Origin of the sequence: Streptomyces sp. NPDC058632, from assembly GCF_042717095.1 — a bacterium.
GTDB lineage: Bacteria > Actinomycetota > Actinomycetes > Streptomycetales > Streptomycetaceae > Streptomyces.
The window spans coordinates 43767-56594 of record NZ_JBHXQZ010000030.1 but is presented as its reverse complement, the minus strand read 5'-3'; the positions used below and the strand labels follow the sequence as shown (position 1 = coordinate 56594).

Genomic DNA, 12828 nt, shown 5'->3' with positions numbered 1-12828 from the left:
GCTCACCGTCGCAGGCGAGCGACACTGGAAGGGTGACCGGGACACCGCGCAACCTGCTGACCCTCGCCCAGACCGAGGCCACCGCCCGCGCCGTGCACGAGGGTCAGACCGACAAAGCGGGCGTGCCGTACGCCGAGCACCTCCGGGCCGTCGCCGAGGGCGTCCGGGCGCGCGGCGGCGACGAGGAGCAGGTCGCGGCGGCCTGGCTGCACGACGCCGTCGAGGACGGCAGGCTGTCGCAGGAGTGGCTCCGGGAAGCGGCACTGACCCGGCGGACCAAGGACATCGTCCTCGCGGTCACCAAGCGGTCCGGGGAGCCGCCCGAGGTGTACGCGGCCCGCATCCTCGCGACGCCCGGCGCACTGCTGGTCAAGGAGGCGGACCTGGCGCACAACGCCGATCCGGCGCGGCTGGCGGTACTCGACGGGGCGACCCGCACCCGGCTGACCGAGAAGTACGCGCGGATGCGCACTCTCCTCGGCCTCGTGGCGGGCGAGCGGCCGGACCGCCCGGCCCGACCGGACGCACCGGCCCACTGGACCGACTAGACGGAGACCTGCTCCTGAGTCTCCCGGGACGCAGGGGTCTCCCGCCCCTCACCGGCCGCCGGCTCCGCCCGCTTCCCGCGTCGCTCGCGCCGCCCGGGGGCGCGGGCCGGTTCGGCGGCGTCGCGCTTGAACGCCCACTCCATCTTCGGCTCCATCGCGAACCGGAAGACCCGCTGCACCGGTTTGGAGCACAGGAACGTCATCAGGGCCGCGGCGAACACGGTCAGGGCGACCGCGCCGGCCGGCTCGTGCAGCACCGAGGGCTCGAACCAGCCCTGGTAGTCACCGGCCTTCACCACGAAGCCGTGCAGCAGATAGCCGTACAGCGTGCCCGCGCCGAGTGCGGTGAACCACATGTGGCGGCCCGGCACCCAGGCGAAGAAGCAGGCCGTCAGCAGCAGGGAGCAGGCGAACAGCACCAGCACCATGACCGGACCGGCCCACCAGGGCGCGCCCAACTCCTGCGCGGAGTCGCGGTGGTAGAACCACCCGGTGGCCATCCGCGGTTCCGCCCACCAGGCGAGTGCCGACGCGCAGACGAACACGGGCACCGACAGGATCCGCACCGACCGGCGGCGCACCAGGTGGAAGTGCTCGGGCTTCATGCAGAGGCCGAGCACGAAGTACGGAAGGAACTGCAGGACCCGCTGCAGATCGAGGTCGTCGCCGATCTGCGGGGAGACGCTCGCCAGCATGGCGATGCCGAGCGCCAGCGGCAGCGGGTGGCGCACCGCCTTCCAGATCGGCGTGGTCAGCCGCCAGACCACCAGCGCGCACAGGAACCAGGTCAGATACCAGGGATCGAGAAGGCTGATCTCCTGCTGCGGGTCGCTGTCGACGACCCGTTTGAAGAGCGGATAGGCCGTCTCGAAGACGATGTACGGCACGGCGACGCCGGTGATCAGCCGCCGCAGCCGGTCGGGGCGCATGTCGAAGCCGCGTGAGAAGTAGCCGGAGACGATGATGAAGGCCGGCATGTGGAACGCGTACACGACGGTGTACGCGGCCTCCAGGGACCGGCTGTCACCCTTGATGGGCTCCCAGAAGTGGCCTATGGCCACCAGCACGATCGCCAGATACTTGGCGTTGTCGAAGAACGCGTCCCGCCGCTTGCCGGAGCCCGGCGCACCGGAGCCCGGCGCACCGGTCCGTGGCGCACCGGTCCGCGGCGCATCTGCTCGCGGTGACCCGGCGGCCCTCGGCGGACCGGTCCTTGGCGCATCGGTCTCTGGCGGCGTGGCCGGGGGAAGCGGCGTCCTGCGGTTGCCGTTCGGTCGCGGCGAGTCCGTCACAGGGCCACCCGCCAGGAACTCGGGGAGGGGACCGGCGCACTCGCTGCGCTTCTGGGGGACGAGGCAGCGTGGAACATCTGAGGCACCCTAGCGTTCGCCGTGGAAGGCGTAAAACTCCCACGTCATTCCGGTTCTCCATTCCGGATACCCGCGATCGGTGAATGCTGACGGCTTTGTCGCCGTGACGGCCGGAACACGTCCAACGCACCGCGCGAGCAGGTCTCCAGCGCATTCGGTACGCCTGCTATGTGCTGATTGTCACAGGGTGAACGGCACATATGCCCCATCGTGCGAGCTTGCGAGATGCCCGCTTCGTTCTCCTTCGCGGCCTGTCGCGGCCTGTCGGGGCCTCGTGGGGGCGCGGAGGGCGGCAAGGGGGGATAACCGTGGACGCGTTGTGTGGATACGGCAAGGGTCCGGTCGAATTCCGTCCACGGGTGGTGAATCGAATTGCCGTGCGAGAGTGCACCGTTGGCTCCGCGCGGGGACCGTCGGCGCCCTGTCGCGCCCGTTCCGACTCTCCTCGCGCGCGGGCGCGCGCACGCGAGGCACGGCCGATGCGGGGCGGATGATGCGTCACTGGCCGCATAGCCCGGCCCTGTTGGTGGCACGATGGTTCTGGCGGGGTGCGCGGGGATGCGCCACCCGGACCGGACGAGCGGACCGACCAGGGGTGTGATCAGTTGTGGCCATTTCACTTTCTGTGGTGGTGCTGTTGGCGGTCATCCTTGTGGTGCTGATCAGAGGCGGGTCCATCAAGGCCGGGCCCGCGATCGTCGCGATCCTCTTCGGTTTCTTCCTCGCCTCCACCGGCATGGCGCCGTCGATCAACCGCTTCATGAACTCGATGGCGGACATGATCAACTCCATCAGCTTCTGACGCCTTCCGCCGGCGTCCGGTCCTGCCGGTGTCCGAGAACGCGAACAGGGCCGGCCGGAGGAATGAACCTCCGGCCGGCCCTGGGCCGTATGGAGCGGGCGACGGGAACCGGACCCGCGCAGCCGGTTCGGAAGATCGCGTAACCGGGCCCTGCCTGACCTGGTGAGACGCGCCCCGGACTGTTTCGAGTCGGTGGCCGTTGTTCCCCGCTGCTCCCCGTCCGTTCCTGCCGGATCGGGCACGCCGGGGGCGCGGGCGGCGCTTCCCGGCTTCCCGGGGAGGGGAGGCCGGGAGGGCCTCGTCGGGTCTAGTCGACGGTCACGCGGTTCGTCTGCGGCCGTCGGGCTGATACTGCGCTCACCGCAGAGCCGCAGACCAGGACTGCCGACAGCGCGGTCAAGTCGGTCAGAACGTCTTGGATTTGTGCGACGGGGACGTAGACGACCACGATGACGACGAGGACGGCAGTCCAGTCTCGCAGTCGGGGGATTGAAGGTGGGTTCGCCGAGGTCACACGCATAGCAGTACCTCCTGGGTGCCCGCCCGCCGATCGCTGCTCCTGCCGGGAAGCCTGCGCAGCCATCGGTGGGCTTTTGTGTCGGGCCACTGTGATGTAGGTCTCCCCTCGGCGCGCGACGAAGTAACGATGCGTAAGAGTGATCTAACTCATGGTCATGAGGCGCAGGGGCGTGCGAAGTCATGACATCCGCGAGGGGAACGGTAAGGCTCGCCCGACCGGGTCGGCGCAGCGGCTCTGGGCCGGCGCCGCCTGCTGGAGCGCGACGTCGGGGTCATGGTCTTCGAGGCCCGCCCCAAGGCGGCTGCCCCGCCGCTCATGCATCGTCGGCGTACCGAGAGCCCGAGGGACACGCGGGGGACACGGCGGACTGACCGGAACCCCGGAAAGAGGTCGGGGCCGGGCGGAGGAATGATCCTCCGACCCGGCCCCGAGCCGTTTGGAGCGGGCGACGGGAATCGAACCCGCGTAGCTAGTTTGGAAGACTAGGGCTCTACCATTGAGCTACGCCCGCACATCGCGCACCGCAGGCCCTGCGGCCGCGGTACTGACAGGCATCGTAGCGGGTGGTGCGCCCTCGTCGCACACCCCGTGCCCGTCCCGGTCCCGGCGCCGCGCACCACGCCCGGTGAATCCGGCGTCCCGACCGGGCGCCGGCATGTACCCTACGTGTCGCACCAGACGGGGTGTGGCGCAGCTTGGTAGCGCGTCCGCTTTGGGAGCGGAAGGCCGTGGGTTCAAATCCCGCCACCCCGACCAGTCACCCGATCACCGCCAGTGATCGGCTTTGGGGCGCTGCAGTCGCTGCCGGTACTATGCAAGCTGCACGCCCGTGTGCTCAGCGTCTGAAGTCTCCGGGCTGCGAATCGGCCGGACCGTTCTGGTCCCGGCAGAAATCCAGAAGTCAGCCACCAAGGAGACCGAACCGTGAAGAGCGCCGTGGAGACCCTGAACCCGACTCGGGTTCGGCTCACTGTCGAGGTGCCCTTCGAGGAGCTCAAGGACAGCCTCGACGCGGCGTACAAGAAGATCAACCAGCAGGTCACGGTGAAGGGCTTCCGTAAGGGCAAGGTCCCGGCCCGGGTCATCGACCAGCGGTTCGGCCGCGGTGCGGTGCTGGAGGAGGCGGTCAACGACGCGCTCCCGAAGTTCTACACCGACGCGGTCAACGAGGCCGAGCTGAACCCGCTGGGCCAGCCCGAGGTCGACATCACGGAGCTGAAGGACGGCGAGACGCTGAACTTCACCGCCGAGGTCGACATCCGCCCGACCATCGAGATCCCGGACTACTCCGGCATCGAGGTCGAGGTCGACGCCGTCGAGGTCAGCGAGGAGGACGTCGACAAGGCCGTCGAGGAGCTGCGTGAGCGCTTCGCCTCCACCGCCCCGGTCGAGCGCGCCGCCGAGGACGGCGACGTCGTCACGATCGACCTCGAGGCCAAGGTCGACGGCGAGGTCCTCGAGGACGGCATCGCCAGCGGCGTCTCCTACACCATCGGCTCCGGCGAGCTGCTGGACGGCGTCGACGCCGCGGTGACGGGCCTGTCGGCCGACCAGGAGGCCACCTTCACCTCCGAGCTGAAGGGCGGTTCCGCGGCGGGCAAGGAGGCCGAGGTCACCGTCAGGGTCACCCAGGTCGCCAAGCGTGAACTGCCCGAGCTGGACGACGAGTTCGCGCAGCTGGCCTCCGAGTTCGACACCCTCGGGGAGCTGCGCGCGGACAGCCGCAAGCGCCTGGAGAACATGAAGCAGTACGACCAGGCCACGCAGGCCCAGGAGCGCGTCCTGGACAAGCTGCTCGAGCTGGTCGAGGTCCCCGTCCCCGAGAAGCTGCTCGAGGACGAGATCAACACCCGTAAGCACAACCTCGAGCACCACCAGCTCGGCCAGATGGGCCTCGACCTCGAGAAGTACCTCGAGATCCAGGGCAAGACCGCCGAGGAGTTCGACACCGAGACCCGCGAGGCCGCGGTCAAGGGCATCAAGACCCAGTTCGTCCTCGACGAGCTGGTCAACCAGGAGAAGCTCAACGTCAACCAGGAGGAGCTCACCGAGCACCTCATGCGGCGCGCGGCCTCTTCCGGCATGTCCCCCGACCAGTTCGCCCAGGCGGTCGTCGAGGGCGGCCAGGTTCCGCTCCTGGTCGGCGAGGTCGCCCGCGGCAAGGCCCTGGCCGCCGTGGTCGAGAAGGCCGTGGTCAAGGACACCAACGGCGAGATCGTCGACCTCGACGACGAGGAAGAAGAGGGCGAGGCCGCCGAGGCTCCCGCCGCGGACGCCGACGAGGCCCCCGCCGAGGCCGACGACGCCGACACCAAGGCCGACAAGGCCGAGGAGAAGACCGAGGGCTGAGGCCCACGGCACCTGTGACGCGGTAACGACGGGCCCCGGGACGCATGTGCGTCCCGGGGCCCGTCGCGGTGACGTCCCCGGGGACGCGGGGCCGCGCCGGTGTGCGGCTCCGCCGCCCGGGCGCGACCGGCCACCCACGACCCGCGGACCCCACCGGCGGCTCCGCCCACGGCGCGCGGACCCGGCGCGCACCGCGGAGCAACCTGCGCTCACAGCGAACACCCCCCGCTCCGGGATTCCCCGAAGGGGCCCGCGCGTTAGGGTCCATGAGTACGAGGGCAGGGGAGTCCGCGAGCACGGCCGGACGGCCCCACGCCCCGGCAGAACACGTGAGACGGCCCGGCGCCGTCGTAAGACGAGCAGGTGGATACGTGACGAATCTGATGCCTTCAGCCGCCGGCGAGCCTTCCATCGGTGGTGGCCTCGGCGACCAGGTCTACAACCGGCTGCTCGGCGAGCGGATCATCTTCCTCGGCCAGCCGGTCGACGACGACATCGCCAACAAGATCACCGCACAGCTGCTGCTCCTTGCCGCAGACCCGGACAAGGACATCTTCCTCTACATCAACAGCCCCGGCGGCTCCATCACCGCCGGCATGGCGATCTACGACACCATGCAGTTCATCAAGAACGACGTGGTGACCATCGCCATGGGCCTCGCGGCCTCGATGGGCCAGTTCCTGCTCAGCGCGGGCACGCCCGGCAAGCGCTTCGCGCTGCCGAACGCGGAGATCCTGATCCACCAGCCCTCCGCCGGCCTGGCCGGCTCGGCCTCGGACATCAAGATCCACGCCGAGCGGCTGCTGCACACCAAGAAGCGCATGGCCGAGCTCACCTCGCAGCACACCGGCCAGACGATCGAGCAGATCACCCGCGACTCGGACCGCGACCGCTGGTTCGACGCCTTCGAGGCCAAGGAGTACGGCCTCATCGACGACGTCATCCCCACGGCCGCGGGCATGCCGGGCGGCGGCGGCACCGGGGCGGCCTGAGCGGCCCACGGGAGCCACACGGCCCCGTAGGACCCCCACCGGACCCCGGCCCGGACGGACCGGCTCCGAGCGGACCCGCTCGGACCGGCCCGGCCCGGCTCCAAGGGCCCGGTGGCAGCCCCAGCAGCCCCGGCCCACCGCCTCAGCCCCTTTCCAGGAGACACCGTGAACGACTTCCCCGGCAGCGGCCTGTACGACCGCACCCGTGCCGAGTACACCGGCCCCGCGGCCGAGTCCCGCTACGTCATCCCGCGCTTCGTCGAGCGCACCTCCCAGGGCATCCGCGAGTACGACCCGTACGCGAAGCTCTTCGAGGAGCGCGTGATCTTCCTCGGCGTGCAGATCGACGACGCCTCCGCCAACGACGTCATGGCGCAGCTGCTGTGCCTGGAGTCGATGGACCCCGACCGGGACATCTCCGTCTACATCAACAGCCCCGGCGGCTCCTTCACCGCCCTCACGGCGATCTACGACACCATGCAGTACGTGAAGCCCGACGTGCAGACGGTCTGCATGGGCCAGGCGGCCTCCGCCGCCGCGGTCCTGCTCGCCGCCGGTACGCCCGGCAAGCGCATGGCGCTGCCGAACGCCCGCGTGCTGATCCACCAGCCGTACAGCGAGACCGGCCGCGGCCAGGTCTCCGACCTGGAGATCGCCGCCAACGAGATCCTCCGGATGCGTGCGCAGCTCGAGGACATGCTGGCCAAGCACTCCACCACGCCGGTCGAGAAGATCCGCGAGGACATCGAGCGCGACAAGATCCTCACGGCCGAGGACGCGCTGAGCTACGGTCTGATCGACCAGATCATCACCACCCGGAAGATGGACAACTCCAGCCTGCGCTGACGCGTGGGGCCCGGGAGGCTGTATCGTCTGCCGCCCCTTGGCATGGTTCATGACGGCCCACGCCGAAGCGAACCGTGCCAAGGGGGGCCCGAACGGGGGGCCCGGCAAGGTACCGTCGGACATAAGGCAGCACCAGGAGTCGCTGGACGTTGACGTCCAGGCGGCTCCCAGGCGAAGGGGAAGCACACCGTGGCACGCATCGGTGACGGCGGCGATCTGCTCAAGTGCTCGTTCTGCGGCAAGAGCCAGAAGCAGGTCAAGAAGCTCATCGCAGGGCCCGGTGTGTACATCTGCGACGAGTGCATCGACCTCTGCAACGAGATCATCGAAGAGGAGCTCGCCGAGACCAGTGAGGTCCGCTGGGAGGAACTGCCCAAGCCCCGCGAGATCTACGAGTTCCTCGAGGGATACGTGGTCGGCCAGGAATCGGCCAAGAAGGCCCTCTCCGTCGCCGTGTACAACCACTACAAGCGGGTCCAGGCGGGGGAGAACGGCGGCGCCCAGGGCCGCGAGGACGCCATCGAGCTGGCGAAGTCCAACATCCTGCTGCTGGGCCCCACCGGCTCCGGCAAGACCCTCCTCGCCCAGACCCTCGCCCGCATGCTGAACGTCCCGTTCGCGATCGCGGACGCCACCGCTCTCACCGAGGCCGGGTACGTCGGCGAGGACGTCGAGAACATCCTGTTGAAGCTGATCCAGGCCGCCGACTACGACGTCAAGAAGGCCGAGACCGGCATCATCTACATCGACGAGATCGACAAGGTCGCGCGCAAGAGCGAGAACCCGTCGATCACGCGCGACGTGAGCGGCGAGGGCGTCCAGCAGGCCCTGCTGAAGATCCTCGAGGGCACCACGGCGTCCGTCCCGCCGCAGGGCGGCCGCAAGCACCCGCACCAGGAGTTCATCCAGATCGACACGACGAACGTGCTGTTCATCGTGGGCGGCGCCTTCTCCGGCCTTGAGAAGATCATCGAGGGCCGCGCGGGGGCCAAGGGCATCGGTTTCGGCGCGACGATCCGCTCCAAGCGGGAGATCGAGTCCAAGGACCAGTTCGAGCAGGTCATGCCGGAGGACCTGGTCAAGTTCGGCATGATCCCCGAGTTCATCGGCCGGCTCCCGGTCATCACCTCGGTCCACAACCTCGACCGCGAGGCCCTGCTCCAGATCCTGATCGAGCCGCGCAACGCGCTCGTCAAGCAGTACCAGCGCCTCTTCGAACTCGACGGCGTGGAACTGGACTTCGAGCGCGAGGCCCTCGAGGCCATCGCCGACCAGGCCATCCTGCGCCAGACCGGCGCCCGCGGCCTGCGCGCCATCATGGAGGAAGTCCTCCAGGGCGTCATGTACGAGGTCCCGTCCCGCAAGGACGTCGCCCGCGTGGTCATCACCGCGGACGTGGTCCTCTCCAACGTCAACCCGACCCTGATCCCGCGCGACGCCCGCGGCCGCGGACCGGGCGAGCAGAAGACGGCGTAGGGCGCGGCGGCAACCGCCGCTCCCCGCACATGCGAAAGGGCCCCGGTCGAGCGACCGGGGCCCTTTCGCGCTCTGCGTAGTACGCGGGCACGCGCCGCGTAGTACGCGGGCACGCGCCGCGTACTACGCGGGCACGCGCCGCGTACTACGCGGGCACGCGCACGTCGTCGCGGAGCTTCGTGGTGATGTCCGCGGCGGCGTCCTTCGTGATGTCCTTGGTGTTGTCACCGGGGGAGACGACGGCGACCGTGCTGTAGTCGGCCCAGATGCAGAACCAGTTGGTGGTCTCCTTCTGGGTGAGGTTGTTGTTGCCCTTGCCCGCCTGGCACTTCATCACCGCACCGTCGAGGTCGACCGCCTCGGGCTCGCCCACCAGCTCGGTCATGAGCTCGTTGGACGAGTTCTCCTTGGTCTCCTTCCCGATGTTGGCGAAGAGCTTGTCCACGGCCGCCTCGGGGTCCTCGACCTCGCCGTAGGCGCCGAAGAACGTCACGCCCTTCGCCTTGAGCAGCTCGTCCTGGCCGGGCATGTCGGCCGGGTCGGGGTTCGCGGGGTCGTAGTTGCTGAAGTCGGCCGTCGAGTAGGAGGCGCCAACGGACTTGCCGTTCTTCACCCCGCCCTTGGCCAGGTCCTTCGTGGTGCTGGAGCTCGAGTCCTCGCCGCCCTCACCGACGCGCGTGTACTCGCCCATGACCGTCTCCGGCGCGGACAGCTTGTGCGGGCCGTCGTCCTCCACACCGCCCGCGCCACCGCCCCCGCCTATCACGAAGTACACGCCGACACCGATCGCGGCCACGACCGCCACCGCGCCGATGATCCAGCCGGCCTTCTTGGCGCCGCCACCCGGGGCCGGGGGCTGGGGCGCACCGTACGGGGCCTGGCCGTAGGGGGGCTGCTGCGGCGGGACGCCCTGGCCGGGCTGGGGCGGGTAGCCGTACCCGGGCTGGCCGGGAGGCGGAGTCTGCTGGGGGTAGCCGTAGCCGGGCTGCGGAGCCTGCGGCTGCTGGCCGTAGGGACCCGGCTGACCGTACGGTCCGGGCTGCTGGGGCTGCCCGCCGTACGGGCCCGGCTGGTTGTAGCTCATGTTCTGGGTTCCCCTCCAGATACTTATGTGTCGCTGACATCCTGTCTCAGCTCCGGCGCGATCAGGCCATCGGGGGGTGCACCGTTACAAAGGAATCGCGTTTCGGGACTGGGCCGTGACACCTCTAAACTGAGGCTCGTGACCGAGAACTCTCAGCAGCCGCAGCCGCCCACCTCCGAACTGCCGACCCAGTACGCGCCGGCCGAGGTAGAGGGGCCGCTGTACGAGCGCTGGGTGGAGCGGGGCTATTTCGAGGCGGACGCGAAGAGCGACAAGCCCCCGTACACCGTCGTCATCCCCCCGCCGAACGTCACGGGCAGCCTGCACCTCGGGCACGCCTTCGAGCACACCCTCATCGACGCCCTGACCCGCCGCAAGCGCATGCAGGGCCACGAGACGCTGTGGCAGCCCGGCATGGACCACGCCGGCATCGCCACGCAGAACATCGTCGAGCGGGAACTCGGCAAGGAGGGCAAGTCCCGGCACGACCTGGGCCGCGAGGCCTTCGTCGAGCGGGTCTGGCAGTGGAAGGGCGAGTCCGGCGGCCAGATCTCCGGGCAGATGCGCCGCCTCGGTGACGGCGTCGCCTGGTCGCGTGAGCGCTTCACCATGGACGAGGGGCTGTCCCAGGCCGTCCAGACCATCTTCAAGCGGCTCTACGACGACGAGCTGATCTACCGCGCCGAGCGCATCATCAACTGGTGCCCGCGCTGTCTGACCGCGATCTCCGACATCGAGGTCGACTACCAGGACGACGACGGCGAACTCGTCTCCATGAAGTACGGCGACGGGGACGACACCATCGTCGTCGCCACCACCCGCGCCGAGACGATGCTCGGCGACACGGCCGTCGCCGTCCACCCCGAGGACGAGCGGTACCGGCACCTGATCGGCAAGCTCATCCGGCTGCCGCTGACCGACCGCTCCATCCCGGTCGTCGCCGACGAGCACGTCGACCCCGAGTTCGGCACCGGCGCCGTCAAGGTGACCCCGGCGCACGACCCGAACGACTTCGAGATCGGCCGCCGCCACGACCTGCCGTCCCTCACCGTGATGGACGAGCACGCCGTCATCACCGTCCACGGCCCCTTCCAGGGACTGGACCGGCTCGAGGCCCGCTCCGCCATCGTCGCCGCGCTGCGCGCCGAGGGCCGGATCGTCGCCGAGAAGCGGCCGTACGTCCACAGCGTCGGCCACTGCTCGCGCTGCAAGACCACCGTCGAGCCACGGCTGTCCATGCAGTGGTGGGTCAAGGTCGGCCCGCTGGCCGAGGCGGCGGGTGACGCCGTCCGCGACGGCCGCGTCAAGATCCACCCGCAGGAGATGGAGAAGCGGTACTTCGACTGGGTCGACAACCTCCACGACTGGTGCATCTCGCGCCAGCTGTGGTGGGGCCACCGCATCCCGGTCTGGTACGGGCCGGACGGCGAGGTCGTCTGTGTCGGCCCCGACGACGAGGCGCCCAGCGGCGAGGGCTGGCACCAGGACACCGACGTCCTCGACACCTGGTTCTCGTCGGGCCTGTGGCCGTTCTCCACGCTCGGCTGGCCCGAACAGACGGAATCGCTCGCGAAGTTCTACCCGAACTCCGTCCTGGTCACCGGCTACGACATCCTCTTCTTCTGGGTCGCCCGGATGATGATGTTCGGCCTGTACGCGATGGACGGCACCCCGCCGTTCCACACCATCGCCCTGCACGGCATGGTCCGCGACCAGTTCGGCAAGAAGATGTCGAAGTCCTTCGGCAACGCGGTCAACCCGCTGGACTGGATGGACAAGTACGGCTCCGACGCCCTCCGCTTCACCCTCGCGCGCGGCGCCAACCCGGGCACCGACGTGCCGATCGGCGAGGACTGGGTCCAGGGCTCCCGCAACTTCGCCAACAAGATCTGGAACGCGACCCGCTTCGCGCTGATGAACGGCGCCACGGTCGACGGCCCGCTGCCGGACGCGTCGAAGCTGTCGCCGACCGACCGCTGGATCCTCTCCCGGCTCAACGCGGTGGTCGCCGAAGTCGACGCGTTCTACGACGACTTCCAGTTCGCCAAGCTGTCCGACGCGCTGTTCCACTTCGCGTGGGACGAGGTCTTCGACTGGTACGTCGAGCTGTCCAAGACGACGTTCCAGGCGGGCGGGGAGCCGGCCGAGGTCAGCAAGCGCGTCCTGGGCGAGGTCCTCGACGTCACGCTGCGGCTGCTGCACCCGGTGGTCCCGTTCGTCACCGAGACGCTGTGGACGACGCTGACCGGCGGAGAGTCGGTCGTCGTCGCCGACTGGCCGCAGGCTGTGTCCGTTCCTGGTGCCGACGCACCGGGCGGCTTCCGGGACGCCGGCGCCGAGCGGGAGATCGCGACCCTCCAGTCCGTCATCACCGAGGTCCGCCGCTTCCGCGCCGACCAGGGTCTGCAGCCCGGCCAGCGGGTCCCGGCCCGGCTGTCCCTCGACGGCTCGGCGCTCGCCCCGCACGAGGCGGCGATCCGGCAGCTGCTGCGTCTCCAGCCGGAGGGCGACGCGTTCACCGCGACGGCGGCCCTGCCGGTGGCGGGCGTCGAGGTCGCCCTGGACCTGTCCGGGGTGATCGACTTCGAGGCCGAGCGCAAGCGCCTCACCAAGGACCTCGCGGCCGCGCAGAAGGAGCGCCAGCAGGCACAGGCCAAGCTGGGCAACGAGGCGTTCCTGGCGAAGGCCCCCGACCACGTGGTCGACAAGATCCGTATGCGGCTGGCCAAGGCGGACGAGGACATCGCCCGCATCGGGGCCCAGCTGGAGCGGCTCCCGAAGGCGTAGCCCCCAGCCGTCCCACGTCCTCGAAAGCCCCCGGAGCCCGAGCGGTTCCGGGGG

9 protein-coding genes and 2 tRNA genes are annotated in these 12828 nt (G+C 69.6%); 8 read left to right on the top strand and 3 right to left on the bottom strand.

Going from position 1 to position 12828, the window contains the following annotated elements; all coding sequences use genetic code 11:
• Positions 1 to 32: 32 nt before the first annotated feature.
• Complete coding sequence (locus ACFWVE_RS14170; RefSeq protein WP_384012780.1) at positions 33 to 548, top strand: HD domain-containing protein; 516 nt, start codon at positions 33 to 35, stop codon at positions 546 to 548.
• Here the strand turns inward: ACFWVE_RS14170 and ACFWVE_RS14165 are convergent.
• Positions 545 to 1840: an acyltransferase family protein gene (locus ACFWVE_RS14165; RefSeq protein ID WP_384012778.1), complete on the bottom strand. Its 1296-nt coding sequence runs from the start codon at positions 1838 to 1840 to the stop codon at positions 545 to 547. The two genes, ACFWVE_RS14170 and ACFWVE_RS14165, sit on opposite strands and share 4 nt — an antisense overlap.
• 685 nt (positions 1841 to 2525) lie before the next feature.
• Here ACFWVE_RS14165 and ACFWVE_RS14160 point away from each other — a divergent pair.
• Complete coding sequence (locus ACFWVE_RS14160; protein WP_384012776.1) at positions 2526 to 2720, top strand: hypothetical protein; 195 nt, start codon at positions 2526 to 2528, stop codon at positions 2718 to 2720.
• A 957-nt stretch (positions 2721 to 3677) separates the two neighbouring features.
• On the opposite strand, the gene ACFWVE_RS14155 is transcribed toward ACFWVE_RS14160, so the two are convergent.
• Positions 3678 to 3751: transfer RNA gene (locus ACFWVE_RS14155), tRNA-Gly, on the bottom strand.
• 168 nt (positions 3752 to 3919) lie between these two features.
• On the opposite strand from ACFWVE_RS14155, the gene ACFWVE_RS14150 reads away from it, so the two are divergent.
• The 5 genes from ACFWVE_RS14150 (at position 3920) to clpX (ending at position 8903) form a co-directional block, all read left to right on the top strand.
• Positions 3920 to 3996, top strand: a tRNA-Pro gene (locus ACFWVE_RS14150).
• A 168-nt stretch (positions 3997 to 4164) separates the two neighbouring features.
• Positions 4165 to 5589, top strand: coding sequence for a trigger factor (gene tig, locus ACFWVE_RS14145; RefSeq protein WP_384012773.1), 1425 nt, complete (start codon positions 4165 to 4167; stop codon positions 5587 to 5589).
• A 383-nt stretch (positions 5590 to 5972) separates the two neighbouring features.
• Positions 5973 to 6581 carry an ATP-dependent Clp protease proteolytic subunit gene (locus tag ACFWVE_RS14140; protein WP_266076971.1) on the top strand — a complete coding sequence of 203 codons (609 nt, stop codon included), beginning with the start codon at positions 5973 to 5975 and terminating at the stop codon, positions 6579 to 6581.
• 165 nt (positions 6582 to 6746) lie between these two features.
• Positions 6747 to 7427: an ATP-dependent Clp protease proteolytic subunit gene (locus tag ACFWVE_RS14135; protein WP_055593250.1), complete on the top strand. Its 681-nt coding sequence runs from the start codon at positions 6747 to 6749 to the stop codon at positions 7425 to 7427.
• A 189-nt stretch (positions 7428 to 7616) separates the two neighbouring features.
• Positions 7617 to 8903, top strand: coding sequence for an ATP-dependent Clp protease ATP-binding subunit ClpX (gene clpX, locus ACFWVE_RS14130; RefSeq protein WP_384012769.1), 1287 nt, complete (start codon positions 7617 to 7619; stop codon positions 8901 to 8903).
• 145 nt (positions 8904 to 9048) lie between these two features.
• Here the strand turns inward: clpX and ACFWVE_RS14125 are convergent, their stop codons facing one another.
• The gene (locus ACFWVE_RS14125; protein WP_384012767.1) at positions 9049 to 9987 is read right to left on the bottom strand and encodes a hypothetical protein; all 939 of its coding nucleotides are present in this window, start codon (positions 9985 to 9987) and stop codon (positions 9049 to 9051) included.
• A 138-nt stretch (positions 9988 to 10125) separates the two neighbouring features.
• Here ACFWVE_RS14125 and ACFWVE_RS14120 point away from each other — a divergent pair, with 138 nt between their 5' ends.
• The gene (locus ACFWVE_RS14120; RefSeq protein ID WP_384012764.1) at positions 10126 to 12774 is read left to right on the top strand and encodes a valine--tRNA ligase; all 2649 of its coding nucleotides are present in this window, start codon (positions 10126 to 10128) and stop codon (positions 12772 to 12774) included.
• Positions 12775 to 12828: the final 54 nt, after the last annotated feature.

Excerpts from the sequence above, each read along its gene's own strand:
- ACFWVE_RS14140 (WP_266076971.1), top strand. The coding sequence starts at position 5,973 with ATGCCTTCAGCCGCCGGCGAGCCTTCCATCGGTGGTGGCCTCGGCGAC.
- ACFWVE_RS14125 (WP_384012767.1), bottom strand. The coding sequence starts at position 9,987 with ATGAGCTACAACCAGCCGGGCCCGTACGGCGGGCAGCCCCAGCAGCCC.